Below are 23844 nucleotides of genomic sequence, written 5' to 3'. Positions count from 1 at the left end.
TTTATATCAACACACTTGCTGATTACCAAAACAAAGCATACAACACACACAAGATAACCATAATTGCATAGGACGCAATATTGAACCCTGTTGATGTTTTAAACGTTTCAGACGTCAAGATAATCGCACCATTGCTATCATCCTCTTTTGCTGTTGTCAGGCTAATTAAGCCAATCACTACCGCAGTGAAGAAGAAGGTGTACATCATTTGGTCGAGGAATGGCATTCCAAGAGGCATTAACTTTAAAAATAATGCAAATGGAATGGAAAGCAGCACACCGATAATAGCACCTTTCGCATTGGTTTTTTTCCAGAACAGACCAAGCAGGAATACCGCTAAAATACCAGGGCTCACTAAGCCAGTATATTCTTGAATATACTGGAATGCTTGGCCAATATTCCCCAGCAGTGGCGCAATAAAGCAAGCAATAATTAACGCAATAACTGCACTAACCCGCCCAACATTCACTAATTTATGATCGGCAGTTGCTGGAGCAATATATTCTTTATAAATATCCATAGTGAAAATGGTTGCCACAGAGTTCAACATGGAGGCTAAAGAAGAAACAATCGCAGCGGCCAATGCAGCAAACACGACACCTTTCGCACCAACAGGTAAGAACTGAGTTAACCATGGATAGGCTTTATCAGCTTGCGCCAAGGTTGGCATATGTTCAGAAGCCATTGTCCCTAAGCCAGCCAGTAATGCAGGGTCAGAGACAATCACAAATGCAGCAATCCCAGGGACGACAACAAGAATAGGGACAATGAGTTTTAAGAATGCCGCAAACACTAGACCTTTTTGTGCTTCGCCAATGGATTTAGCGGCCAGTGCACGCTGAATAATGTATTGGTTAAAGCCCCAATAATATAAGTTTGCAACCCATAGGCCACCAATCAGTACTGCGATACCAGGTAAGTTACTGAATTGCGGGTTATCTTGGCTCAATATCATCTCAAAGTGAGCTGGAGCCTCGCTCGCCATTCTGCTCATACCTGCAAACAAACCCGCATCGCCGCCAATATAATTCACAGCCATAATCGTGGTTAAGAAGCCACCGAGGATTAGGAAGAAAACTTGCACAACATCGGTCCATGCAACTGCCGATAAACCACCATAAAGGGAGTAAATAACAGCAAACAGTGCTAAACCAAAAATAGCGTAATGCATTGGAATACCAAGGATGGTTTGTAATGCCAATGCACCTAGATAGAGTACTGAGGTTAAGTTAACAAAGATAAATAAAGCCAGCCAAAATACAGCTAAGATCGTTTTTAATGTTTTATTAAAGCGTTTTTCAACAAACTCAGGAATGGTGAATATGCCTTTATCTATAAATACAGGCATAAAATACTTAGCAACGATAATTAGCGTCAATGCGGCCATCCACTCATAAGAAGCAATGGCTAGTCCGATAGAAAAGCCGGAGCCTGACATACCAATAAACTGTTCTGCGGAGATATTTGCTGCAATTAAAGATGAACCGATTGCCCACCAAGGCAGTGTTTTTCCTGCTAAGAAGTAGTCTTTTGTTCCTTTTTTTTGCCCATTTTTATCTCGAGATACCCAAAGCCCGACGGTAATAATGATTAGCACATACAAGATAAATATCCCGTAGTCTAAAGTGCTTAATCCAACACCTTCTGTCTGCATAATAAATTTCCTTCGCCAAGTGATAACGAAGCAAGTGTAAACGTTACCACAAAATAACTCCGTTACTTGAATCACATATTTTCACCATTTTTTTACTTATGCCTATTAATCCCACAGAAATTGCACTAACAATGCAAATTCAACGTATTAAAAATAAGTAAAAGCAAGATTTTGACTAAAAAAATAAGAATACATGTTAAATACGTGACAAACCTCAAAAACAAAATGTAAACGTTATCATTTAACATTATGCTTTGTGGTTTTTATTGAGATAGAACGATTAAGAATGCAGTGGACGAACAGAGTTTCGTTGAACTAAAGTGGGAGAATAGATTAAATTATCGCCAGCGATAGTTTCACCTCGAGCTAAAGAGAGTGCCAATTGCGTGGCTTTTTCTGCCATCATTTGAATAGGATAGCGAATAGTGGTTAAACGAGGATGAATATAACGTGCGATTAATACATCATCAAACCCAATCACAGAAACTTGGTCAGGGGCATTAATTTCATTTTCATCAAGTACAGCAATAGCACCTGCTGCCATAAAATCGTTGTAGCCTACAACCGCCGTTATCGCCAAAGATTTGGTAAGCAAGTTTGTCATCGCTTGTTCACCACCTTCACCATAAGGCACCCCATATTCAATATAGCTATCCGAAAGCGTTATCCCGTTGTTTTTTAAGGCATCACGGTAGCCTAACAGACGCTGTACCGCATCCTCAATTTGATGGTTTGACGAAATGTAAGCAATTTTCGTATGGCCATGGCGAATAAGATGTTCCGTCGCTAAATACGCGCCTTTGTAATTATTCAGTGAAATACAGCGATTACCAATTGCTTCAATATGGCGATTTATCAGTACCATACTGGGAACTTCTTTCGCATATTCAATCAGTTCATCATCAGACAGCGCTTTAGAATGGATAATCAACGCATCACATCGGTTATTGATCAGCAACTCTATTGATTGCCGTTCTTCTTTCGCATTGTGGTAACCATTACAAATTAAAATATGTTTACCATTTTTGTGGGCTACTGCATCAACAGCTTTGACCATGACGCCAAAGAAGGGGTCTGAAACATCGTTGACTAGTACGCCAATAGTATTTGAGCTCTGATTAACAAGGGCACGTGCAGCAGCATTTGGGCGATAGCCAAGTTTATTCATGGCTTTTTTTACGGATTCAATCGAGGCTAGGCTCGCCTTTGGTGACTTATTTATCACCCGTGAAACAGTTGCAACGGAAACGCCTGCTTCTTTCGCTACATCTTTGATTGTCGCCATCGTGCACCTCTACAATTAGGATGGCTTATTAAACAATGTGCTAGGATTAAAAACAATGGCATTACGCATAATAAAATTGTTTAAATCAAAAGAAAACACCGCTAAATCGCGGTGTTGAACATGCAAAACAATAAGTCTAGAAAATAAATTGGTAGCACGTTTCACTGATGTAAATCTGTTCAGGCTGTGAAATCGGGCTAAACTGCGCCCCCCACTCAGGGTGGTTTACTGCATTAGGGGGAAATTGCGTTTCAAATGCGACGCCTGAATAGGGGGCATATTCCCCTGTCTTTCCTGCAACTGAGATTAAATAATTTCCTGTATATAATTGCATTGATGGCATTGTCGTTAAAACATTCATTTGTACATCCCCGTTAGGAGAACGCAGTGATGCAATGGGTTGCCGAGCATTATTCAATGTATCATCAAGAATAAATGTGTGGTCGTAACCTCGAGCCGCTTTTTGGTCTGCATCTTGTAAAAAGTCGCGGCCAATTGTTTTTACACAGCGAAAGTCAAAATGTGTATTCGCTACGTTTTTCCATTCTCCCGTCGGAATACCGTCTAAATCAGTCGGTAGGTAATAGCCGCTCTGGATTTCTAACTCATGGCCTAATACGGTTTCTCCCGCCCCTTCCCCTGCAAGATTAAAATACGTATGGTTTGTTAGGTTGACTGGGCATATCTGTGTTGTTTGGTGTTGATAACGAATAACCACTTGGTTTTCTTCCGTTAATTCATAATTCACCTCAACCTTTAGCTCCCCAGGAAAGCCTTGGTCGCCATCAGGTGAAATTAGCGAAAAAGTGACTTGATGTGCATTTTGCTGGGAAATATTCCATATTCGATAACTGAAATTATCTTTTCCACCATGCAAGCAATGAACACCTTGGTTATTTGTCACGTTGTACTGTATTCCATTAACTGAAAATTGTGCATTTTTAATGCGGTTTGCCACTCTACCGACCGTTGCCCCTAAATATACCTCCTGCTCCTTTTGTTTGGTCATATTAGGGGAGCCTAAAACAACATCACGTTGCCCATTTGCGAGGGGTAAAATACAACTTAACCAGCTCGCACCTAGGTTTGTCAGGATAATTGTCATTCCTCGTCGATTGGTTAAGGTCACCACCGTGGGTTCAGATGAAACGGAGTCTCTCTCTTGCATAAACAATCCTTTGCCCTGAATTATATAACGCCTGCACCTTGGCTTGGTTGGCACACATAAATATCCGCATGTAAACCTGTTTTATTCGCATATTGAGCTTCAACCGCATTGATGACAGGCTGAACAAACTGCTGTTGCATTAGTGCGACCACACAGCCGCCAAAACCGCCCCCCGTCATGCGGACACCACCTTGAGAGCCTAGAACCGATTTCACGATGTCCACTAACGTATCAATTTCTTTAACTGTGATTTCAAAATCATCACGCATAGAAATATGCGATTGTTCCATTAACTGGCCAAGTAACAATAAATCATTTTCTGTCAGCGCTTTGGCCGCTGATAATGTGCGCTCATTTTCGCTAATGACATGCTTTGCACGCTGAGCAACAAGGGGGGACAACAAGTGTTGTTTCTGTAAAAAGTCTTCATAGCTCACGTCACGCAATGCTTTAACGCCAAAGGTTTTCGCGGCTTCCTCACATTGCTGGCGACGCGTGTTGTACTCACTCCCAACCAGCCCTCGTTGTTTATTTGAGTTGATTATCATCACAACTAAATCATCAGGGATGGAAATAGGGAACAGTTCTAAGCTACGGCAATCAATCAATAAGGCGTGCCCTTCGTCCCCACACGCAGAAATAAGCTGGTCCATAATGCCGCAATTACAGCCAACAAATTGGTTTTCCGCCTGTTGACCATTAAGCGCAATCTCTTGTTGGCTAATATCTAATTGATACAAACTCTTAAGAGTCTGACCTATCACCACTTCTAATGAGGCCGAAGAGCTCAAACCTGCGCCTTGAGGGACATTTCCACTAACTGCTATATCACAACCATTAAATGAAAAACCGCGTTCTAATAAGAACTTAATCACACCACGAATATAGTTCGCCCACATTTTTTCAGGTAAAAATGTAATTTCGTCGTCTAAGCTGAATTCATCACTGTCATTATCATAATCAGCAGCAACAACACGAATAACACGATCTCCGCGTTTTGATGCCGCTGTCATGGTTTGGTAATCAATGGCACAAGGTAAAACAAAGCCGTCGTTATAATCGGTATGTTCACCAATTAAATTGACCCGTCCAGGCGCTTGAACATAGATATCAGCGGGGTAACCAAATGTTTTTTCAAACGAACTAGCAACCGTCTGTTTTAGTAATTCCATTATCGTGTTCCTTAATCATAAAATTGATTTGCTCGGAAAATAAAAACCAAACAAATATTAATTAGGTGTGTTTCTGTAGGATTAGCACTGTTTATAGTGCTGTTCACTCACATCTCTTAGTCGTTGAGCCGCCTGCTCAGGCGTTAAATCACGCTGTGTTTCTGCCAGCATTTCATAGCCCACCATAAATTTTTTCACGGTTGCAGAACGCAGTAATGGCGGGTAGAACAGCGCATGTAACTGCCAATGTTCAATGTTTTTAGGTTCTTTAAAATAAGGGGCGAAGTGCCATCCCATTGAATAAGGAAAAGAACATTCAAATAGGTTGTCGTAACGACAGGTCAGTTTTTTCAGCGCAACACTCAAGTCCAAACGAATGGCATCGCTCATCTCATCCATGCGTTTAATGTGTTGTTTTGGCAATAATAAGGTTTCAAATGGCCAAGCAGCCCAATATGGCACCAGTGCTACCCAGTGCTCAGTTTCAACCACTATGCGAGAGCCATCCAGTCGCTCTGCGTTAACATAATCCATCAGTAAGTTAGTGCCATTGCGTTGATAATATTCAGATAAAAAATGGTTTTTACGCTCAATTTCATTAGGCAAAAAGTCACTCGCCCAAATTTGCCCATGGGGATGTGGCTGTGAACACCCCATAATTTCACCTTTGTTTTCAAATACCTGAACCCATGTATAACACTTACTTAGTTCACTAATCTGCTGCTGCCATGTGTCTATCACGCCGCCAATTTCAGACAATGAAAGTTCAGGTAAGGTTTTACTGTGATCTGGCGAAAAACAGATCACTCGGCTAACGCCGCTCACTGATTGAGTTTGAAATAATTCAGACTGGTTTTTCGGTTGCGCACAGGCATCTGCCAATAAAGCACCATGGTCATTTTGAAAAACATACGTTCCTTGATAGTTAGGGTTCACTTCCCCTGAAACCCGTGTATTGGTTGGGCAAAGAAAACAATCAGCATCATAATGGGGTAAGTTTTCTACCGCAGGCTTTTCATCCCTACCACTCCAAGGGCGTTTAGCTCTGTGAGGGGAAACTAACACCCATTGCCCAGTGAGTGGGTTATAACGGCGATGAGGGCAGTCTGAGGGGTTAAATTTCATTGTGTTCATCCAATTACTCTCCTATTCACCGTAACCATTGGGATTATTTGATTGCCAACGCCAGCTATCTACCGCCATATCATCAATGGTACGGCACGTTTTCCAACCAAGTTCGCGATACGCTTTTTCAGGGGTTGACCAATATTCGGCAATATCCCCCGCACGACGTGGTTCAAACACATAAGGGATGGGTTTTCCTACGGCTTTTTCAAAAGCCTGCAATACTTGCAGCACACTGACACCGCAACCCGATCCTAAATTATAGGTGTGCAGCCCCGCTTTATGGCCGACACCCTGTAATGCAGCGACATGTCCATCCGCCAAATCCATCACATGGATATAATCACGAACCCCTGTTCCATCAATGGTTGGGTAATCGTTTCCATAAATAGCCAGTTTTTCCCTTTTTCCAACAGCGACCTGTGTAATATAAGGTGTTAAGTTATTTGGGATACCCTGAGGGTCTTCACCAAGTAATCCTGAAGAGTGTGCGCCAACGGGGTTAAAATAGCGCAACACCGATATCGACCAAGTGTTATCTGCTTGATAGAGATCCCCAAGACAACGTTCAACCATGTATTTACTTGTGCCATAGGGGCTCTGAGTATTCCCTGTCGGGAAATCTTCTGTAATAGGTAATGTATGAGGCTGTCCGTATACTGTTGCGGAAGAACTAAAAATCAAACGCTTTACGTTCACTTTTTGCATGCAGCGCACTAATACTAAGGTTCCATTGAGGTTAACATCATAATATTCAATCGGTTTTTCGACTGACTCACCGACTGCCTTTAACCCTGCAAAATGGATCACTGAATAAAATTGGTGGGAGGCAAAGATCTCATTGAGTGCTTGCTCATCACGAACATCACATGGGTAAAATACAGGCCGAACCCCCGTTAATTTTTCAATGCGATTAAGGACTTCCCGCTTTGCGTTATACAAATTATCAACGATAACAGGTGAAAACCCTGCTTTTATTAGTTGAATACAAGTATGGCTGCCGATATACCCTAACCCACCTGTGACCAACACTTCAGTCAGTTGCATTTTTCACCTCTACACGTTTTTTAATCTTTAAACTTGCCATTACTGCGGAGTATAACAATGAGTCATTGCCCGCTTCTGTGATCAACCTCGACTTAGTGTAAACGTTTACACAAAAAATATAAAGGCTCCCTGAAAATAACCAAAAAATAAGAGTGAAGGAAAACCACACTATTTATTTAGCTCAATGAAAGCATTCTCTCGTTTGGATTGTGTCGCTAGTAGGAACACACTAAAAAAAATAAAATCATTAAAATTCAATTCATTATAATAGATATTGAAATTTCAAATATAAAAAACTGATTAATTAAGTGATCCAATTAACACTGCAGCAACAATCCATTTACTTCACCAGCCATTTAATCTAATTATATCTTTACTAGATATAGGAACACTGTTCCTCAAAAAGGAACGATAGAGATAACAATAAAATCGCATTCTCACGTTAACGCATAGGGGAAATTTATGAATAATCGACTACAATCTGCGGGTTTTGTCCTCGCTCTGCTTGATTATTTCTCAATTAGCAAACCAATATGGGGAGTGCGAGAACTCGCACGCCATATTGATAAGAGCCCTTCTGTTGTCCAACGTGGCTTTAATATTTTAGAAGAACAAGGCTTTCTCCAAAAAAATAAAAATAAAGAGTATTTATTAGGTTTGCGCTGTATTGAAATTGGTCACCTTGCGAATAACACACGACAATTTTCGCAATTAGCAAATGACTACTTACGTCCCCTTGCGGATAAAACCCATGAGACTATTTTTATCTATCGTCGTTATAATGACATTGCTATTTGCAATTTTATTTTAGAAAGTGAGCACCTTATTCGTTTTACTTCAAAAGAAGGTGAAGCATTATCATTGCATGAAGCACCTTTTACCCAAATTATTCTCAGCTCGATGGATGTCTCCTATATTGATGAGTATCTTGAAAAACATGATTTACAAGACAATGAAACATTGAAGAAACAATTAAAACTGTATTCTGATGAAGGCTACGCTTATTCCAAAGAAGCTTATTTAGTGGGCACACAAGGATTATCCGTTCCCATTTTTTCATTTGAAAAAGGCGTTTTAGGTTCACTTTGCATTGCTGCATCAAGCCAAAGTAAAAATTTAACTGAATATTACCCATTATTAAAATCTACAGCCAGTAAGTTATCCGCCATATTCTAAATATGGAAATATAAATTATAAAAATCAAATAATAATTAATTAAAATAGGTAACTCTATGAATCTATCTCATGATAAAAATGATACTGAGGTACGTGTATCTATTTTCTCACCAGCAATATTAATTGCTATTGTTATATTATCTTTTGTGGGTGCCATTATTGGCATTCAAATTATTGTCACACTCGGAATATCTGCAAATACATCCATTATAGGTGCCGTATTAGCTATTTTATTATCTCGGTTACCTATTGGTATATTTGCTTCATTTAAGTTTATAGATGCACAAAATTTAATTCAAACCAGTATTTCTGCTGCCACCTTCGCCGCCGCTAATGGCCTGATGGTTGCTATCGGTGTACCTTGGGTACTCGGCCTTCCAGAACTGATTTACCCTATGATGGCAGGGGCTTTTTTTGCCATTATCATTGATGGCACAATGTTATACGGTCTATTTAATACTAAAGCTTACCCAGCAAGTGCATCATGGCCAGCGGGTGTTGCTACGGCAGAAACGCTATGGGCAGGGAATAAAGGTGGAAAACGGCTAGGCGCATTACTTGCTGGATTTACTGCGGGTGCAGTTGGTGCAGGATTCGGCATCCCGATGGCATCTGCGGGGATTGCCCTAATTGGCAGTATCTTTGCCTTATTCATGTTTGCAATTGGTTTACTCATTCGAGGGTTTTCTGAGTCAGGCTTAATTACTTATAATTTATATGAAAACTATGTCCCTCATGGGGTGATGATTGGTGCAGGCATTGTTGCGTTAATTCAAATTGGTGCGATTGTTTTTCGTCAGAAAAAAAATGACGACCCAATACAAGAAGAAAGCGAAGAACTCGCTCAAAGTAGCCGCCGCATTAAGTCAACGTTAATGAAAGGTGCCATCTTTTATTTCTTAACGGCATTAGCACTAACATTCATTAGCCAAATATTTGTCACTATGACATTACCGCAGTTAATTGGCTTTCTGATTTTTGCCACGCTAGCTGCCTTAATTCAAGAAATGATAGTCGGCATGGCCGCCATGCACTCTGGCTGGTTTCCCGCCACCGCAGCTGCACTTATCTCACTCATGATTGGTATTTTACTTGGCTTTCCGCCAGAAGCGCTTGCTGTGCTTGTCGGTTTTTGTGTCGCCACAGGCCCCGCCTTTGCCGATATGGGGTTCGACCTAAAAACGGGCTTTATGATCCGCGGGTATGGCAAAAACCAAAGTGCGGAACGTTTTGGCCGTAAACAACAATACTTTGCCTCCATTATTGGTTTTACCTGCGCATTGATTGTGGTTGCGCTCACTTATGATTTCTATTTTCAACAAGACAAAATTGTCCCTGCCTCTCGTTTATACGCTGCCACTATTCAAGCGGGAAGCTCGTCTGATGTCGCCATGATGCTGCTCCTATGGGCCATCCCTGGTGCAGTGATCCAATTAATTGGCGGTGCAAAACACCAAATTGGCGTTCTATTTTCCACAGGCTTGATGATCAACTACCCCATCGCGGGCTGGACAGTCCTCGTCGCGTTAGCCGTGCGGATAATCATTGAGCGCTTCTTTCATGTTAGCTCCGACAAAATATCAACCTTTGCAGGCGGTTTGATTGCAGGCGATGCGCTGTATTCAACAGCAAAAGCCTTCTTACCCACCATAAAAGCCAAGCTGCTCGCTTTATGGACTCGCTAATTTGATGAGAGGAAATAAATAATGACGAACAAATGGTCTCACGTCGCAAACGATACTTTGGTTTCACAACATTTTGCGTATTTTGACACTGGAGCAGCGGCGCCTCCACCAAAACAGGTCATTGATGCTGTAAAAAATTACCTTGATAAAACTGCAGAGCTAGGTATCTATCTACCCAGTTTTCGAAAAGAAACATACCAACAAGTTGAAATCTGCCGTCAGAAAATGGCGGCCTTTATCGGTGCGAAAGAAACCGAAATTGCTTTTACCAAAAATGGGACAGAATCCATCAGTTTAATTGCCCGCGGGATCACATGGCAGCCTGGAGATGAAGTAATCATCCCAGATACTGAAATGCTCAGCAATATCGCTATTTGGCAATTATTGGCTGACGAAAAAGGCATAAAGGTTGTTACTGTTCAGGCAGATAACCAAGGCGTTATCGACCCGATATCAATCAAAGAAGCCATTACACACAAAACCAAACTGCTAAGCTTTGTCGCACTTTCGAATATCACAGGCGTTATGCAACCTGTTAAAGCTATTTGTGAAATCGCAAAACAGCACAACGTGCTCAGTCACGTCAGTGCTTCACAAGCACTTGGTATGTATCAAGTTAATGTTAATGATTGGCAATGTGATTTTATGTCCTCTTGTGGGCGCAAAGGATTAAGAGCCATCGAAGGCAGTGGCATTCTTTTTGTTAAAGAAGATAAGATTACGTCGATGATACCGATGTTAGCGGGGTGGTGGAATAGCAGCATTGATAGTAATACAGGCCATATTGTTCTGCCTAACACAGCCAAACGGTTCGAAGCTGGCTGCCCTAATGTGCCTGCGATTATCAGTTTAAATACCGCATTAGACTATGCAAATCAGTTAGGCATCTTGCAGATAGAGGAACGAAATCGCGAATTAACTACCTATGCGATGAAAAAACTTGCCTTATTATCTGGTATTGAAATTTACGGCCCTGATAATAGCCACCAGCGAATAGGTATTATTCCATTTAATATTCGCGAGATTCACTCTGATTTATTAATGCAGAAATTAGAAACCAAAAATATCATCATTGAGTCAGGCCATTTTATGGCAACTGCTATTTTAGAATTTTATCACATAGAAAAAATGGCACGTATCTCCCTGCATTATTTTAATAACGAAAATGAAATTGACAGATTAATAACCGCTCTTCAAGAAATAATTAAGGAATATAAAAAATGACAAAGGCACTATTAATGAGCAGTTCACGTATGGGAAATATGAATTATTTAGAACATGCAGATGAACAAATTCACCGTTTATTACAACATAAAGAACAAGAAATTTTATTTATCCCTTACGCTGCTGTGACATTTAGCTTTGATGATTTTGAAGCTATTGTTCAACCTGTCTTTAACGCTTTAGGGTACAATTTAAAATCAATTCATCGTTTTAATGACCCAGTTTCAGCTGTTAAACATGCACAAGCCATTGCTATTGGGGGTGGAAACACATTCGCACTCCTAAAACGCTTATACGATGCCAAAATTGTTGAGCTAATTTCACAACGCGTCAAACACGAAGCAACACCTTATATGGGGTGGAGCGCAGGTAGTAATGTCGCAACACCAAGCATACGAACAACCAATGACATGCCGATTGTTCAGCCTCCGTCTTTTCATGCCCTGAATATCGCCCCTTTTCAAATCAATCCACATTTTATTTCTGGCAAACCTGTCGGCCATAATGGTGAAAGCCGCGAAGAGCGCTTAAATGAATTTTTAACGATTAATCCGAGTGAAGAATTAATTGCCTTATATGAAGGTACAGCTCTATTCATTGAAAATGAACAAGGTACTATTTTAGGTGACCAGAATGCACTTTGGTTGAGAGGGCCAAATGAGATTGAAGAGATTTCGGCAAATCATCCATTTCGCTTAGATATGATTAAAGGAGCCAACTAATGTCACTTAATTATATCAGTCAAGTGTATGACTTACTTGATACCCCCCAAGTTGATGGTGCCAAAATGGCAGAATTGCTGCGTTCAGTGGGGGTAGAACACGCCAATATTCAAGTCACGTCTATTCCCTATGAAGCACCTGAAGATCCTAGCCAACTGTGTCATTTTATTAAAGTAACACTTAAGGGTACTGAAGGTAAGCTTTCGGGTGGCAGCTACCCCACATTAGGCATCATCGGCCGTTTAGGTGCTCAACAAGCACAACCCAATAGAATGGGGTTAGTATCAGATGCGGATGGCTCGATTGTTGCGTTTGCCAGCGCCATGAAACTACTGGATATGGCAACTAAAGGTAACCGCTTAAAAGGTGATGTAATTATTTCCTCACATATCGCCACTCATGTATCAATCACCCCCCATGACCCTGTCGACTTTATGGGGATGCCTGTTTCTTCATCAACAATGAATACCTATGAGGTTGATGAACAAATGGATGCGATTTTGTCAATCGACACATCGAAAGGAAATAGCATCATTAAGCACCGAGGTATTGCTATTTCACCAACCGCAAAACAGGGGTATATTTTACGCGTATCCCCTGACTTAGTGCGTTTGTTGGAGCACGCAACAGGCGATGTGGCCAAAACATTCCCAATTACAACGCAAGATATTTCCCCTTATGACAACGGGGTTTATCACTTTAATTCAATCATGCAACCGCATGTCGCCAGCCCTGCCCCTGTTGTTGGTTTAGCCATTACCGCTAAAACCATCGTTCCAGGGAGTGATACTGGTGCAAGTTATGAAAGTGAACTCATTGATGCAACGCGTTTTACGGTGGAAGTCGCTAAGCAATTTTGTTGGGGCCGCATTCAGTTTTATCAACAAGATGAATATGAAGAGCTTTATAATTTATATGGCTCATTAGCCCAAATCCAAGGTTAATCACTTTACCGAAAAAAGCCCACAATAGTGGGCTTTTCAATATGTTAAACATATTAATCTTCTATTATCACTTTCTTTTTGGTCATTACCATTGCAATGATCAACAATAAAATTAAGAAAATAGATAAAGTTAATAGTAAAGAATAGAAACCGTTCCACTGGTATTTTTCAATCACAATGGATAATGGATAACCTGCAATTGACGCACCTATATAGGCAAATAAGCTCACAAAACCTGTCGATGCACCAGCAGCATTTTTATGGGAGTTTTCAGCAGCAGCCATAGCAATTAAGAACTGTGGGCCAAAAATAAAGAAACCCGTCATAAAAAATAAGAACGAAAAGACATATTCATTATCAACAGGTACAATCCATAAACAGAATGATGTGATAATAATACCCAATGCGTAAATTACGTTCATTTGCGCACGGTTACCTTTAAAGATTAAATCAGAACCCCATCCTGCAACAATTGCACCGAAGAAACCGCCAATCTCAAACATCATGACAACAGCATTAGCCGAAAGCAAATTAAAGCCATGTTCTTCGATTAAATATAAATTAGCCCAGTCATTAATACCTGTTCTGACGATATAAATAACCGCATAGGAAATCGCGAGAACCCAAAGGACTTTATTTTTGAAGATGTATTCGTTCAGAATTTTACCTAAAGGCAAACCAGCCCCTTTAGCTTCATACTTTAATTCCTCAAGGTCATTACGCCACTCACCCACAGTGGGTAACCCCATGGTACGAGGCCTATCACGCAAAAGAATACATAACCCAATACCAATCACAATGGCAATGATACCAGGAATGATCATCCCATAGCGCCAACCTAACGCAAGTGCAACTCCCCCTGATAAGATGGGAATTATTGCCCCACCAATATTATGGGAAGTATTCCAAATCGCCCACCAAAGACCACGCTCATTACGCGAATACCACGTATTGAGAATTTTGGCACAAGGCGGCCACCCCCAACCTTGGAAGAACGCATTCACCATCCATAAGAAAATAAACATCGATATTGAAGAGGTTAAACCGAATAGAATATTCACAACGCCCGTTGCGATTAAACCAATTCCCATAAAATAGCGCGGATTCGACCTATCACCGATAATACCAGAAAGGAATTTAGATGCGCCATAAGTTAGGTAGAACGCGGTACCTACCATACCGATGTCAGCCTTAGTGATCCCTAAGTCAGTGAGCATCTCTGGCATCACGAAGTTAAAGCTTTTGCGTGTGAAATAAAAAACTGCGTAGCCAATGTAGCTCACAATCATTAAATGTAATCGCCAGTATTTGTATTTAGCGTCGATTTCAGATTTCGACATTGTGACTGGTATATCTGGTTGTTCCTTAAATATTGACATATTTAACCCCGTCTAAAAGTACAAGCAGGCAAAAATATGACAATAAACATGCAGCAACAATAAGTGAATACACTTAAATATTATATTTTTGTTACGTTTTTGTTTCAAAATGTTGTGTGCGTCAAATAATGCATTTTTTCTTATTTTATCTATAACACTAAAATAAAAGTGCTCAGTAAATTGTTATGCAAGTTGTTTCGATGAAATAATTCTCACCCCTTTTTCTGAATGAATAGCTGAATTTAGCAAAGCGCTAGCAATATTTTTTGCAGGGCTAATTTGGCAACTCGCAGGTAATATTCGGGATAAACAAGAAATAAGACGAATAACAATAACTTCACCAAGGCGCTCTTGATTGCGATGACCACTAATGACATTAGGACGCACTAATGTCAATGACTCAAAATTCAAGGCGATTAAGCTTCGCTCAAGCTCCCCTTTTATTCGGCTGTAGAAAAATGGTGAGTTTGCATTAGCACCTAATGCAGAGGTTAACGCATAAGTTGGACACCCCCATTTTTTGGCAAGTTTTGCGCACTCTAAGGGATAAGTGTAATCAACTTGGCGAAACGCAGATTTTGAACCCGCCACTTTCATTGTTGACCCTAAAGTGCAAATCACTGCATCCACTTCCCATATCATCGCATCATCGGGAAGCTGTTCAAAATTAACAATCGGTGCGAATAATTTGGGATGCTCAGGTAATGCATGGCGTACAGGGGCAACAATTTGGCTAATTCGAGAGTCTGCAAGCGCTTGCTCTAACACATGACTACCCACTAACCCTGTTGCACCTATTAGTAATATTTTCATGGATAATCCTCATAAATTAGAAATAAGGCCAATAATGCGGACTCAAAAAAATATCCGTATCAATGCACTGAATATAGAAAGTTATTTTAACCAATCCGAAAATCATCACTTAACTGAGCCCAGTGTCTAATTAATTGTTCTTTCTGTTCTTGGAACATAGGCAACTCCTTTAGCATCAAGGGCCAATACGCTCTCGCATGTTGCATAACATCTAATAAATGAGGCTTGATGACAAGCCAAGGAACACCAACTTTTTGTGCCCACTGTTCAAAATGCGCCAACGTAATCTCATTCCATTGTTTTGTACCAACAAATTTTAATGCAAGTTTATCGTTCGCAATGTAAGGACTCGTGAAAACCACATCATATAATGGTGATAGGCAAGGGGATATTTTATCTCGGTAGATTAGTGACCAATTTTTTAAATGAGCATCTCCATTACCTAATAAAATATTAATTAACAATCTCCTCGCCATTTGTTGAATATCTTTATATTTTTCTGAACTTGAATAATAAAGCGTGCTTCCTAAAATTTCATAATTTGCTTTTTGATACTTATCAGTGGGATATAAACCAAATATTTGAGCAAAATCCTCCGTATGAATTCGGCCTTCTGGGCTACGATCAAACCGTTTAATCCCATAAGCATATTCCTCATCAGCCAACTTTATATCTGGAAGATCCTCAAGCTCTGCTAACTTAATTAACCGTATTTCGGGGATGTCTGCCCCTGCACTTTCAGCTAATCTCATGCAGGTATATTCATTGACTGGAACACCCTGGTGCAATGTGGAAGGCGTTTTAACAATCCACATATCCTCTGAAATTTCTTGATTAATATAGTAGCGTCCATCTAAATAAGAAGACGAAAATTTTATTTGAACGCCCGCTAATGAAAATTTGTTATCTGAATGCTTAACATCAATTTGTTGTGGTTCAGTCGAAGTTCGATATTGCAAAGCCCAATCAGGCACTTTTCCAGCACGAATTGGTTCTACATATAATGCCCCAGATAAATTACGTCCTAAATATGCCAAGAGCGCAAATTCATTGTCTATCTGACATTTAATCATTTTAGCAGTGTGTTCCCTTAAAGCCCCTTCAGGTAACAAATTGGATAAAATAGGAGGGAGCTTTATTCGACTCATTAATGGGCTATCAAGATAATCTGTGTCCATTAACTGCCGCAATGTGAACACTGGACGCTCTAGCACTGACATACCCACAAAGTCAGGATGAAAAACGAGTATATTCCTTCCCCCTACATAATGAACAACAATGGCAACCTCTAAACCATATAACTGGATCCTGAGTCCTTCAACATTTTCAGTTTGTTTACTCATTTCGTCCTCGTGATATTTGTCCAAAAATCTAAATCATCACTCTGTGAGGTTTGTAAATCTTCCTGGTCATCTGGCAGGTGTGTTTTTTCAGCATTAAATTGTAATGATGTTTTATGCGAATCTTTCTGTACAATTGAAAGCGCTAAGTCTAACCCTTCAAGCACACGAAGAAATGTTGATAATTTAATATCGTTACCTGCTTCAACACGTTGGTATTGTTGCTGCTTCATACCAATACGCATGTACATATCTTTTTGCTCAAGACCTAAATTTTTGCGTTGTTTAATCAATGTGCTCGCTATTTTTTTAATCTCGTCCATACCCACCTCAAATTACAACTTAAGTGATGTTTATTACTCAATAATACAACTTTAACATTGTAAAACTTCAAAATACAACTTAAATATTGTACAAACCAAAAAAACAACCTGCAGATTGTTTAAATTAAAAATTACAACAAAAGAGTTGTATTGTAGCTTTAATACAATAACTAAGTTGTTTTTAATTCAAAATTTGCAGCTTGTAGCTCTTTTGTTGTTTGATTGTGAAAATCACTTGATATTGGCCATAATTATAAAGATAATCATTCTCAATATCATTTCTGTTATCAGTATAGTTAGCATGGTAAATAATATGACAGCGCCAGTTGCAGAAAATATCGCCGAAACGGCCAAGCAAACAATCAAAACTGACGTCGTAGAGAGCCAACAGCTCTTGGGGCCGACAGGAAAGGTTTCCATACAGCACAATGGCGAGCTTTACCAGTTAAGGCAAACACGTACAGGTAAATTGATTTTAACGAAGTAACGTTCCAACAAAAATTTTATTCGCAAGCCACCTAGGTCACTCATCCAGGCAGCCAGCTTAATCTAAAACATAGGAATCGGTTTCTATGGAGTTTAAACTGTCGTCTGTATTTGCTGATTTTTCATCCAAAAAGCAAGCAAAAAGGTCATACTCCGACCGCGTAAAATTCGCAATCATCACTCGCACACTTTGCGATATTCCTGCGCATCTTACATTCGAAGCTCCCCATGTAATGCCTATTTCCTATCCTCCTGATGGGCAATCCGCCTGTCTATATGCATTTTCACCATTACATAAATAGCCTTTTATTTTCGCTAGTTAGCCTAGCAAAAAATGAAATTTTTACGGAGTATCACCATTATGTCTCATGTTTTACGGATATCCGTGTTGACCAGTGCGATCCTAAGTGTCATCGCCAGCGCTCATGCACAAGCGGCTGAACCCTCAACGACTAAAAAAAGCAATGACGTCATGACTGTTTATGCAACAGGGACTGAACGTGATAGCTTTGATGCGCCCATGATGGTAAGCGTGATTAAAAATGACTCACCTGAAACCCAAACGGCAAGCACGGTTAATGACATCCTACGCAAAGTTCCCGGCATTAACGTGGCAGGCACAGGCCGTTCAAATGGGCAAGATGTCTCTATGCGTGGCTTTGACCGCCAAGGGATCTTGACCCTAGTAGATGGCGTTCGCCAAGGCACCGACACAGGCCATGTGAATGGCACATTTATTGACCCTGCTCTGATTAAACAAGTTGAAATCATTCGAGGCCCATCCGCCCTGCTCTATGGTAGCAGTGCAATGGGGGGAGTCATCGCATGGGAAACCGTTGATGCTAAAGACCTACTACGCGATGGGCAAAATCACGGCTTTCGCGTATTTTCCCAAGCTGCAACAGGTGACCATAGCTTTGGTTTTGGTGGTACAACGTTCGGGCGTACCGATAACCTCGATGGTGTTTTTAGCTTTGTAACAAAAGAAGTGGGTGATATTCGCCTCAGTAATGGCGATGATATGGATAACAAAGAAACTATTGCCAACCTGCTAGCCAAAGGCACATGGCAAATTAATGACGAACAGAAGCTTGCAGGTCAGGTTCGTTACTATAATAACGACGCCCATGAGCCTAAAAATCCACAGGCATTGAATGTCGGTAAAGATAACCTACAAGTTAACCGCACCACACGCCAACGTGATGCACAGGCAACTTACCAGCTCAACCCTGCATCACAAGATTGGTTAAACCTAAAAGTTACCCCTTACTATTCAGAGGTCAATATTACAGCAAAAGGGATTGGAACCCCTTATGAAGGCCGCACACAAAAAACCTACGGCTTAAAAGCAGATAACCGTTCTAACGTTTATGATTTACCGCTGGCGGCTCATAACCTCACCTATGGCAGCGAAGCTTATAAGCAAAAGCAAACCCCTTACGCAAACACAACCCAATTCCCTGATGCGGATATCACCTTTGCTTCTGGCTTCTTGCAAGACGAAATTGCCCTAAAAGACTTACCCGTGTCATTTATTGTGGGGACACGTTATGACCACTATAAAGCAAAAGCAAAAGGCAATGAGGACGTTAAAGCAGATAAATGGTCATCAAAAGGTGCGGTAAGCATTACGCCAACAGATTGGTCCATGCTATTTGCATCCTACTCTGAAGCCTTTCGTGCGCCGACAATGATGGAAATGTATAACGATGAAACACATTTTCGTATTGGGCCAATTGCAAATAAATGGCGACCAAATCCAAATCTAAAACCCGAATCGACAAGCACCGCTGAATATGGTTTCGGATTACGTTTTGACGACTTATTGATGGAAAGGGATAACTTGCGATTTAAAGCCAGCTATTTTGATACAAAAGCCAAAGATTATATCAATACTTATGTCACACCTGAGCCTGATTTTATCAATCCAGATAATAATTACACAATGTCAATCAATGATAAACGCGCCAAAATTTGGGGTGTAGATGCATCACTGGATTATACAACAGACTATTTCACGTGGAACCTAGCCTACAACCGTACAACAGGTAAGAACGAATATGACGGCAAATCAATTACGTCAATCAAGCCAGAGTCATTAACCAGTAACCTGTCGGTTCCTGTTGCTAATAGCGGTTTCTCTGTGGGCTGGTTAGGGGAATTTACCCGCCACACCGACTTTAATAAGGCCTCTAAAGCTAAGCAACAAGCTGGCTATGCCGTCCATGATTTCTACGTTAGCTACCAAGGCGACGGTGAACTCAAAGGTTTAGGCACGAGCGTGGTGTTAGGCAATGCCTTCGACAAAGAATATTACTCATCACAAGGCATTCCTCAAGATGGACGTAATGCCAAGCTACTGGTCAGCTTCCAGTGGTAATTCATACAATACTAAGGAGATAGACGTGAATCCAACCATTTTCGAGCGTTACCAACAAGCCAAAGCAGATAACAAAGCCAAATACGCTCGTGATCTTGCCGCTTACCTGAATATTTCTGAAGCACAGCTACTGCACAGCCGTGTGGGGCATGATAAAGCCGCGCGTTTAGAAGTTGACGCGCCAACCTTGTTGACTGAATTAGCGGCAGTTGGGCAAGTCAAAGCCATTACCCGCAATGAATATGTGGTGCATGAACAAGTGGGTCGTTATGACAATGCAACATTCAGCCCTCACGGTGGTTTGATTTTAAACCCTCGCGCGCTTGATTTGCGCATGTTTTTTTCCCATTGGGATGCGATTTTCGCACTGACAGAAGACACCAAACACGGTGAACGCCACAGTATCCAGTTCTTTGATAAACAAGGTGATGCGCTGCATAAAGTCTACACCACAGATGAAACTGACATGACGGCTTGGCAAGCACTGATTGAAAAATATACTACCGAAAATAACCGTGAATTAGCCCATGTACCCGCTACGCCATTCACTAACCAACCTGTTAGTGATGAACTAAAACAGCAATTAGAACAAGAATGGCGCAACATGACCGATGTGCACCAATTTTTTGTGTTATTGAAAAAGAATAATTTGAGCCGCCAGCAAGTTTTCGCCGCTGTAAGTGATGATTTAGCCTGGAAAGTGCCGAATGATTCCTTCAATCAGCTGATTAACACTGCGTTCAATGATCAGAACGAAATCATGATTTTTGTGGGCAACCGCGGATGTGTGCAAATTTTCACTGGTGAAATCAAAAAAATCATGCCATATCAGAGTGAAGGTTCAGACTTGAAATGGCTTAACATTTTCAATCCTGATTTTACCTTACACATGATTGAAAATGGTATTCATGAGTGCTGGGTAACACGCAAACCAACGCAAGATGGCTTTGTGACTAGCCTTGAAGTTTTCGATATTGAAGGGAATCAAATCGCACAAATGTACGGTCAACGCACTGAAGGTACGCCAGAGCAAGAACAATGGCGCCAGCAAGTCACTGCGTTACCCCGCATTTAAAATTTAGGTAAATTTATTATGAAACAATGGCTTCTAACCTTATCGGTCCTGTTTGTCTCATTCAGTTCTTATGCTACCCAGCGCATTGTCACCCTCGGTGGCGATGTGACAGAAATAGTTTATGAACTTGGCGCTCAAGACCAACTTGTGGCCCGTGATAGCACCAGCTTGCACCCAGAGCAAGCAACTAAGCTTCCTGATGTGGGCTACATGCGAATGCTTAATGCAGAAGGCGTGCTTTCAATGCGCCCAACATTGGTTCTTGCCAGTGAATTAGCAAAACCATCCATGGCGTTAACGCAAATAGAAAAAAGCGGCGTTAAAATCATCAAAGTCACGGGAAAGCCGAGTTTAGAAGCCATTCCAGAAAAAATCACCACCATTGCCACTGCGGTTAACAAACCTGAGCAAGGCAAGCAATTGGTGGATAAATTTAATCAATCACTTAGCCAAGTCAACACCGCGCCAATTGATAAAAAAGTTTTATTTATCATGAGCCACGGTGGCGTACTTCCCCTTGCTGCGGGGAAAAAAACCGCGGTTGATAGCATGATAACCGCAATTGGCGCAAAAAATGCAATGGCCAATTTTGATAGCTATCGCCCGCTTTCCTCAGAAGGTTTATTGTCCAGCCAACCAGACTTAATTGTTTTCACTGAAGAAGGCATTAAATCATTAGGTGGCGTTGATCGCGTGTGGAACTTGCCTGGTATCGCTATGACCCCTGCGGGGAAAAATAAAGCACTCGCCGTCGTTGATGATGTGGGCATGCTGACATTCAGTTTAGGCACGCCAAAAGTTATGCAGCAGCTACGAGAGGCATTAGAGAAGTCCCAATGATCCGTTTTAAACGCCCTTTTTTCGTTATTCTTATTTTATTATTCGTGCTTTGTGGCTTGACGTTTATTGCATCCAACGCAGGGCCGATAAATTTTTCGTTCAATACACTGTGGCAGGCTTCTGCCACTGACCCTGACTGGCAAATTTGGCTAAATATTCGTTTGCCACGCGTCTTAATTGCCATTTTAGTGGGGCTAGCATTAGCTGTGTCTGGCGCCATTATGCAGGGGCTTTTTCGTAATCCACTCGCTGACCCTAGTTTACTGGGCATTAGTAGTGGTGCAGCATTAGCCGTTGCCGCTTTTATCGTTTTATCATTTTCATTACCAGCAGTAATGCAAAACTATGGCCATATCGCAGCAGCTTTTATTGGTAGCTTAGTTGTCTCCTTAATTATTTTTAGCTTAAATCGTTCATCCAACGGTAATTTGGCGCGTCTACTCCTGGCTGGTATCGCGATAAATGCACTGTGTATGTCATTTATCGGCGTACTCAGTTATATCAGTAATGACCAACAACTCAGAACCTTTAGTCTCTGGATGATGGGTACACTGGGAAATGTGGATTGGATGTCTCTAGCCATTGCCGCTACGGTCATTTTACCTGTCACCCTAGTGTGCTTATGGCAGGGAAACAAGCTAAATATCCTCCAATTAGGAGATGAAGATGCTCATTACCTTGGTTTGAATGTTGAACGGGCTAAATTTACCTTGCTGTTTCTCAGTGCCTTATTAGTCGGGTGTGCGGTGGCGATGAGTGGCGTAATTGGCTTTGTTGGGTTAGTGGTTCCACACTTAATCCGCATGACATTAGGCCCCGACCATCGTTGGTTAATACCAGGGGCAGCCATTGTGGGCGCTGCCCTGTTATTAATCGCCGACACCATTGCCCGTACCGCGGTCGCCCCTGCTGAAATCCCTGTGGGTCTGCTTACAGGGCTAATTGGTGGGCCATACTTCTTATGGCTTATTTTACGCCAGCCTGCGGGGAGAATGTAAGCAATGCAAGATAAATCTATTTTATTAGAGGCACAAAATCTCATTTATCAAATAGATGATAAAGTATTGATTAACAATGTCAGTCTCTCGATTAAACAACATGAAATGGTGGTCATTATTGGCCCTAATGGTGCAGGAAAATCCAGTCTACTAAAACTGTTAACGGGCTATAATTCCCCCACACAAGGTACCTGCTTGTTAGAGGGGCGCTCTTTAAAAGAGTGGCAAGGTAATGAGTTAGCACGTAAACGAGCAGTAATGAAGCAACATAGTCATTTGCAATTTGCTTTTACTGTTGAAGACGTTGTAGCCATGGGACGTACCCCTTATGGTTCGGAACACAAGCAAGTTGCTATTGAAGAAGCATTATCCCTGACCCATTGCCAAATGTTGCGCCACCGTGATTATCGGCAACTTTCTGGCGGTGAACAACAACGTGTTCAATTAGCACGTGTGTTAGCGCAGTTATGGCAACCCACACCTCAAAGCGCTTGTCTATTTTTAGATGAACCCACGTCGGCTCTGGATTTATACCACCAGCAACATAGCTTGCGCTTACTTCACCAGCTCACCCGTGAACGCCCAATTGGCGTGTGCTGCGTACTTCATGATTTAAACCTAACTGCATTATATGCCGATCGCGTTTTTTTAATTCACGAAGGGAAATTAGCCGCTAGCGGTACTCCTGCGGACGTGTTAACAGCAGAAAATCTCACTCGCTGGTACCAAGCAGACTTAGGGGTGAGCAAACACCCTGAAAATGATACACCTCATATCTATTTGCGCCATTAATCGTTAAGTTCAATTCATACCTCATAAGAGCACACAAACATCGTGCTCTTTCTTCATATCGACTAAAACATTCTACTCATTTGTTTTCTTTGAGCTATTCATTTCACAATTATCTTATAGCACCTAAACTTTCGCGATAAATCAATCATTCACTTACATCTCTAAAAAGGCGTGAAGTTGGTACAATCTATTGATAGTCATTTGAAATTTGAAGAT

Annotated in this window: 22 protein-coding genes; 12 read left to right on the top strand and 10 right to left on the bottom strand. The window is 41.2% G+C overall.

Annotated features, from left to right (window positions below; translation table 11 throughout):
- Positions 1-22 precede the first annotated feature (22 nt).
- The 6 genes from AABS66_RS15545 to galE form a co-directional block, all read right to left on the bottom strand.
- Positions 23-1654 carry a sodium/sugar symporter gene (locus AABS66_RS15545; protein WP_206082595.1) on the bottom strand — a complete coding sequence of 544 codons (1632 nt, stop codon included), beginning with the start codon at positions 1652-1654 and terminating at the stop codon, positions 23-25.
- A 280-nt stretch (positions 1655-1934) separates the two neighbouring features.
- On the bottom strand, positions 1935-2939 hold the full coding sequence (locus AABS66_RS15540) for a substrate-binding domain-containing protein (protein ID WP_206082596.1): 1005 nt from the start codon (positions 2937-2939) through the stop codon (positions 1935-1937).
- Positions 2940-3075: 136 nt separating this feature from the next.
- Complete coding sequence (galM, locus tag AABS66_RS15535; protein WP_206082597.1) at positions 3076-4107, bottom strand: galactose-1-epimerase; 1032 nt, start codon at positions 4105-4107, stop codon at positions 3076-3078.
- 20 nt (positions 4108-4127) lie between these two features.
- Positions 4128-5279: a galactokinase gene (gene galK, locus AABS66_RS15530; protein ID WP_206082598.1), complete on the bottom strand. Its 1152-nt coding sequence runs from the start codon at positions 5277-5279 to the stop codon at positions 4128-4130.
- Positions 5280-5360: 81 nt separating this feature from the next.
- Positions 5361-6413 carry a UDP-glucose--hexose-1-phosphate uridylyltransferase gene (locus AABS66_RS15525; RefSeq protein ID WP_272539153.1) on the bottom strand — a complete coding sequence of 351 codons (1053 nt, stop codon included), beginning with the start codon at positions 6411-6413 and terminating at the stop codon, positions 5361-5363.
- 12 nt (positions 6414-6425) lie between these two features.
- Positions 6426-7451, bottom strand: coding sequence for a UDP-glucose 4-epimerase GalE (galE, locus tag AABS66_RS15520; protein ID WP_353167121.1), 1026 nt, complete (start codon positions 7449-7451; stop codon positions 6426-6428).
- Positions 7452-7913: 462 nt separating this feature from the next.
- On the opposite strand from galE, the gene AABS66_RS15515 reads away from it, so the two are divergent.
- Genes AABS66_RS15515 through AABS66_RS15495 form a run of 5 tightly spaced genes read left to right on the top strand, consistent with a single transcriptional unit; the run spans position 7914 to position 13202 of the window.
- Positions 7914-8627 carry an IclR family transcriptional regulator gene (locus tag AABS66_RS15515; protein ID WP_206082601.1) on the top strand — a complete coding sequence of 238 codons (714 nt, stop codon included), beginning with the start codon at positions 7914-7916 and terminating at the stop codon, positions 8625-8627.
- A gap of 56 nt (positions 8628-8683) precedes the next feature.
- Entirely contained in the window at positions 8684-10312 is a 1629-nt protein-coding gene (locus AABS66_RS15510; protein WP_206082602.1) for an OPT/YSL family transporter, read from the top strand.
- A gap of 21 nt (positions 10313-10333) precedes the next feature.
- A complete protein-coding gene (locus AABS66_RS15505) occupies positions 10334-11536 on the top strand; it encodes an aminotransferase class V-fold PLP-dependent enzyme (RefSeq protein ID WP_272539151.1) in 1203 nt (400 codons plus the stop codon).
- Entirely contained in the window at positions 11533-12258 is a 726-nt protein-coding gene (gene pepE / locus AABS66_RS15500; RefSeq protein ID WP_206082604.1) for a dipeptidase PepE, read from the top strand. The genes AABS66_RS15505 and pepE overlap by 4 nt, the downstream gene beginning before the upstream one ends.
- The gene (locus AABS66_RS15495) at positions 12258-13202 is read left to right on the top strand and encodes a DUF1177 domain-containing protein (protein ID WP_206082605.1); all 945 of its coding nucleotides are present in this window, start codon (positions 12258-12260) and stop codon (positions 13200-13202) included. The genes pepE and AABS66_RS15495 overlap by 1 nt, the downstream gene beginning before the upstream one ends.
- A gap of 53 nt (positions 13203-13255) precedes the next feature.
- On the opposite strand, the gene uhpC is transcribed toward AABS66_RS15495, so the two are convergent.
- From uhpC to AABS66_RS15475, 4 genes are all read right to left on the bottom strand, one after another.
- Complete coding sequence (gene uhpC, locus AABS66_RS15490; protein WP_206082606.1) at positions 13256-14581, bottom strand: MFS transporter family glucose-6-phosphate receptor UhpC; 1326 nt, start codon at positions 14579-14581, stop codon at positions 13256-13258.
- Between the two features lie 183 nt (positions 14582-14764).
- Positions 14765-15394 (bottom strand): NAD-dependent dehydratase, encoded by a 630-nt coding sequence (locus AABS66_RS15485; RefSeq protein WP_272539148.1) that lies wholly within the window; start codon positions 15392-15394, stop codon positions 14765-14767.
- 86 nt (positions 15395-15480) lie between these two features.
- A complete protein-coding gene (locus AABS66_RS15480; protein ID WP_206082608.1) occupies positions 15481-16737 on the bottom strand; it encodes a type II toxin-antitoxin system HipA family toxin in 1257 nt (418 codons plus the stop codon).
- On the bottom strand, positions 16734-17057 hold the full coding sequence (locus tag AABS66_RS15475) for a helix-turn-helix domain-containing protein (protein ID WP_206082609.1): 324 nt from the start codon (positions 17055-17057) through the stop codon (positions 16734-16736). Before AABS66_RS15475 ends, AABS66_RS15480 begins: the two co-directional genes overlap by 4 nt.
- Before the next feature lie 313 nt (positions 17058-17370).
- Here AABS66_RS15475 and hemP point away from each other — a divergent pair, with 313 nt between their 5' ends.
- From hemP to AABS66_RS15440, 7 genes are all read left to right on the top strand, one after another.
- Positions 17371-17544, top strand: a complete 174-nt coding sequence (gene hemP, locus AABS66_RS15470) for a hemin uptake protein HemP (RefSeq protein ID WP_225819117.1) — start codon at positions 17371-17373, stop codon at positions 17542-17544.
- A gap of 85 nt (positions 17545-17629) precedes the next feature.
- Complete coding sequence (locus tag AABS66_RS15465) at positions 17630-17845, top strand: hypothetical protein (protein ID WP_206082611.1); 216 nt, start codon at positions 17630-17632, stop codon at positions 17843-17845.
- A gap of 59 nt (positions 17846-17904) precedes the next feature.
- Entirely contained in the window at positions 17905-19923 is a 2019-nt protein-coding gene (locus AABS66_RS15460) for a TonB-dependent hemoglobin/transferrin/lactoferrin family receptor (protein ID WP_404462762.1), read from the top strand.
- A gap of 25 nt (positions 19924-19948) precedes the next feature.
- Positions 19949-20998, top strand: coding sequence for a hemin-degrading factor (locus tag AABS66_RS15455; protein ID WP_272516308.1), 1050 nt, complete (start codon positions 19949-19951; stop codon positions 20996-20998).
- Positions 20999-21016: 18 nt separating this feature from the next.
- Entirely contained in the window at positions 21017-21838 is an 822-nt protein-coding gene (locus tag AABS66_RS15450) for a heme/hemin ABC transporter substrate-binding protein (RefSeq protein WP_206082614.1), read from the top strand.
- Positions 21835-22836 carry a FecCD family ABC transporter permease gene (locus tag AABS66_RS15445; protein ID WP_206082615.1) on the top strand — a complete coding sequence of 334 codons (1002 nt, stop codon included), beginning with the start codon at positions 21835-21837 and terminating at the stop codon, positions 22834-22836. Before AABS66_RS15450 ends, AABS66_RS15445 begins: the two co-directional genes overlap by 4 nt.
- Positions 22837-22839: 3 nt before the next feature.
- Positions 22840-23628 (top strand): heme ABC transporter ATP-binding protein, encoded by a 789-nt coding sequence (locus AABS66_RS15440; protein ID WP_206082616.1) that lies wholly within the window; start codon positions 22840-22842, stop codon positions 23626-23628.
- Positions 23629-23844: the final 216 nt, after the last annotated feature.

Origin of the sequence: Providencia sp. SP181 (assembly GCF_050446505.1) — a bacterium.
In the GTDB taxonomy this organism is placed as follows: Bacteria; Pseudomonadota; Gammaproteobacteria; order Enterobacterales; family Enterobacteriaceae; genus Providencia; species Providencia vermicola.
The sequence above is the reverse complement of the archived record's forward strand: the minus strand, read 5'-3'. Positions and strand labels throughout refer to the sequence as shown.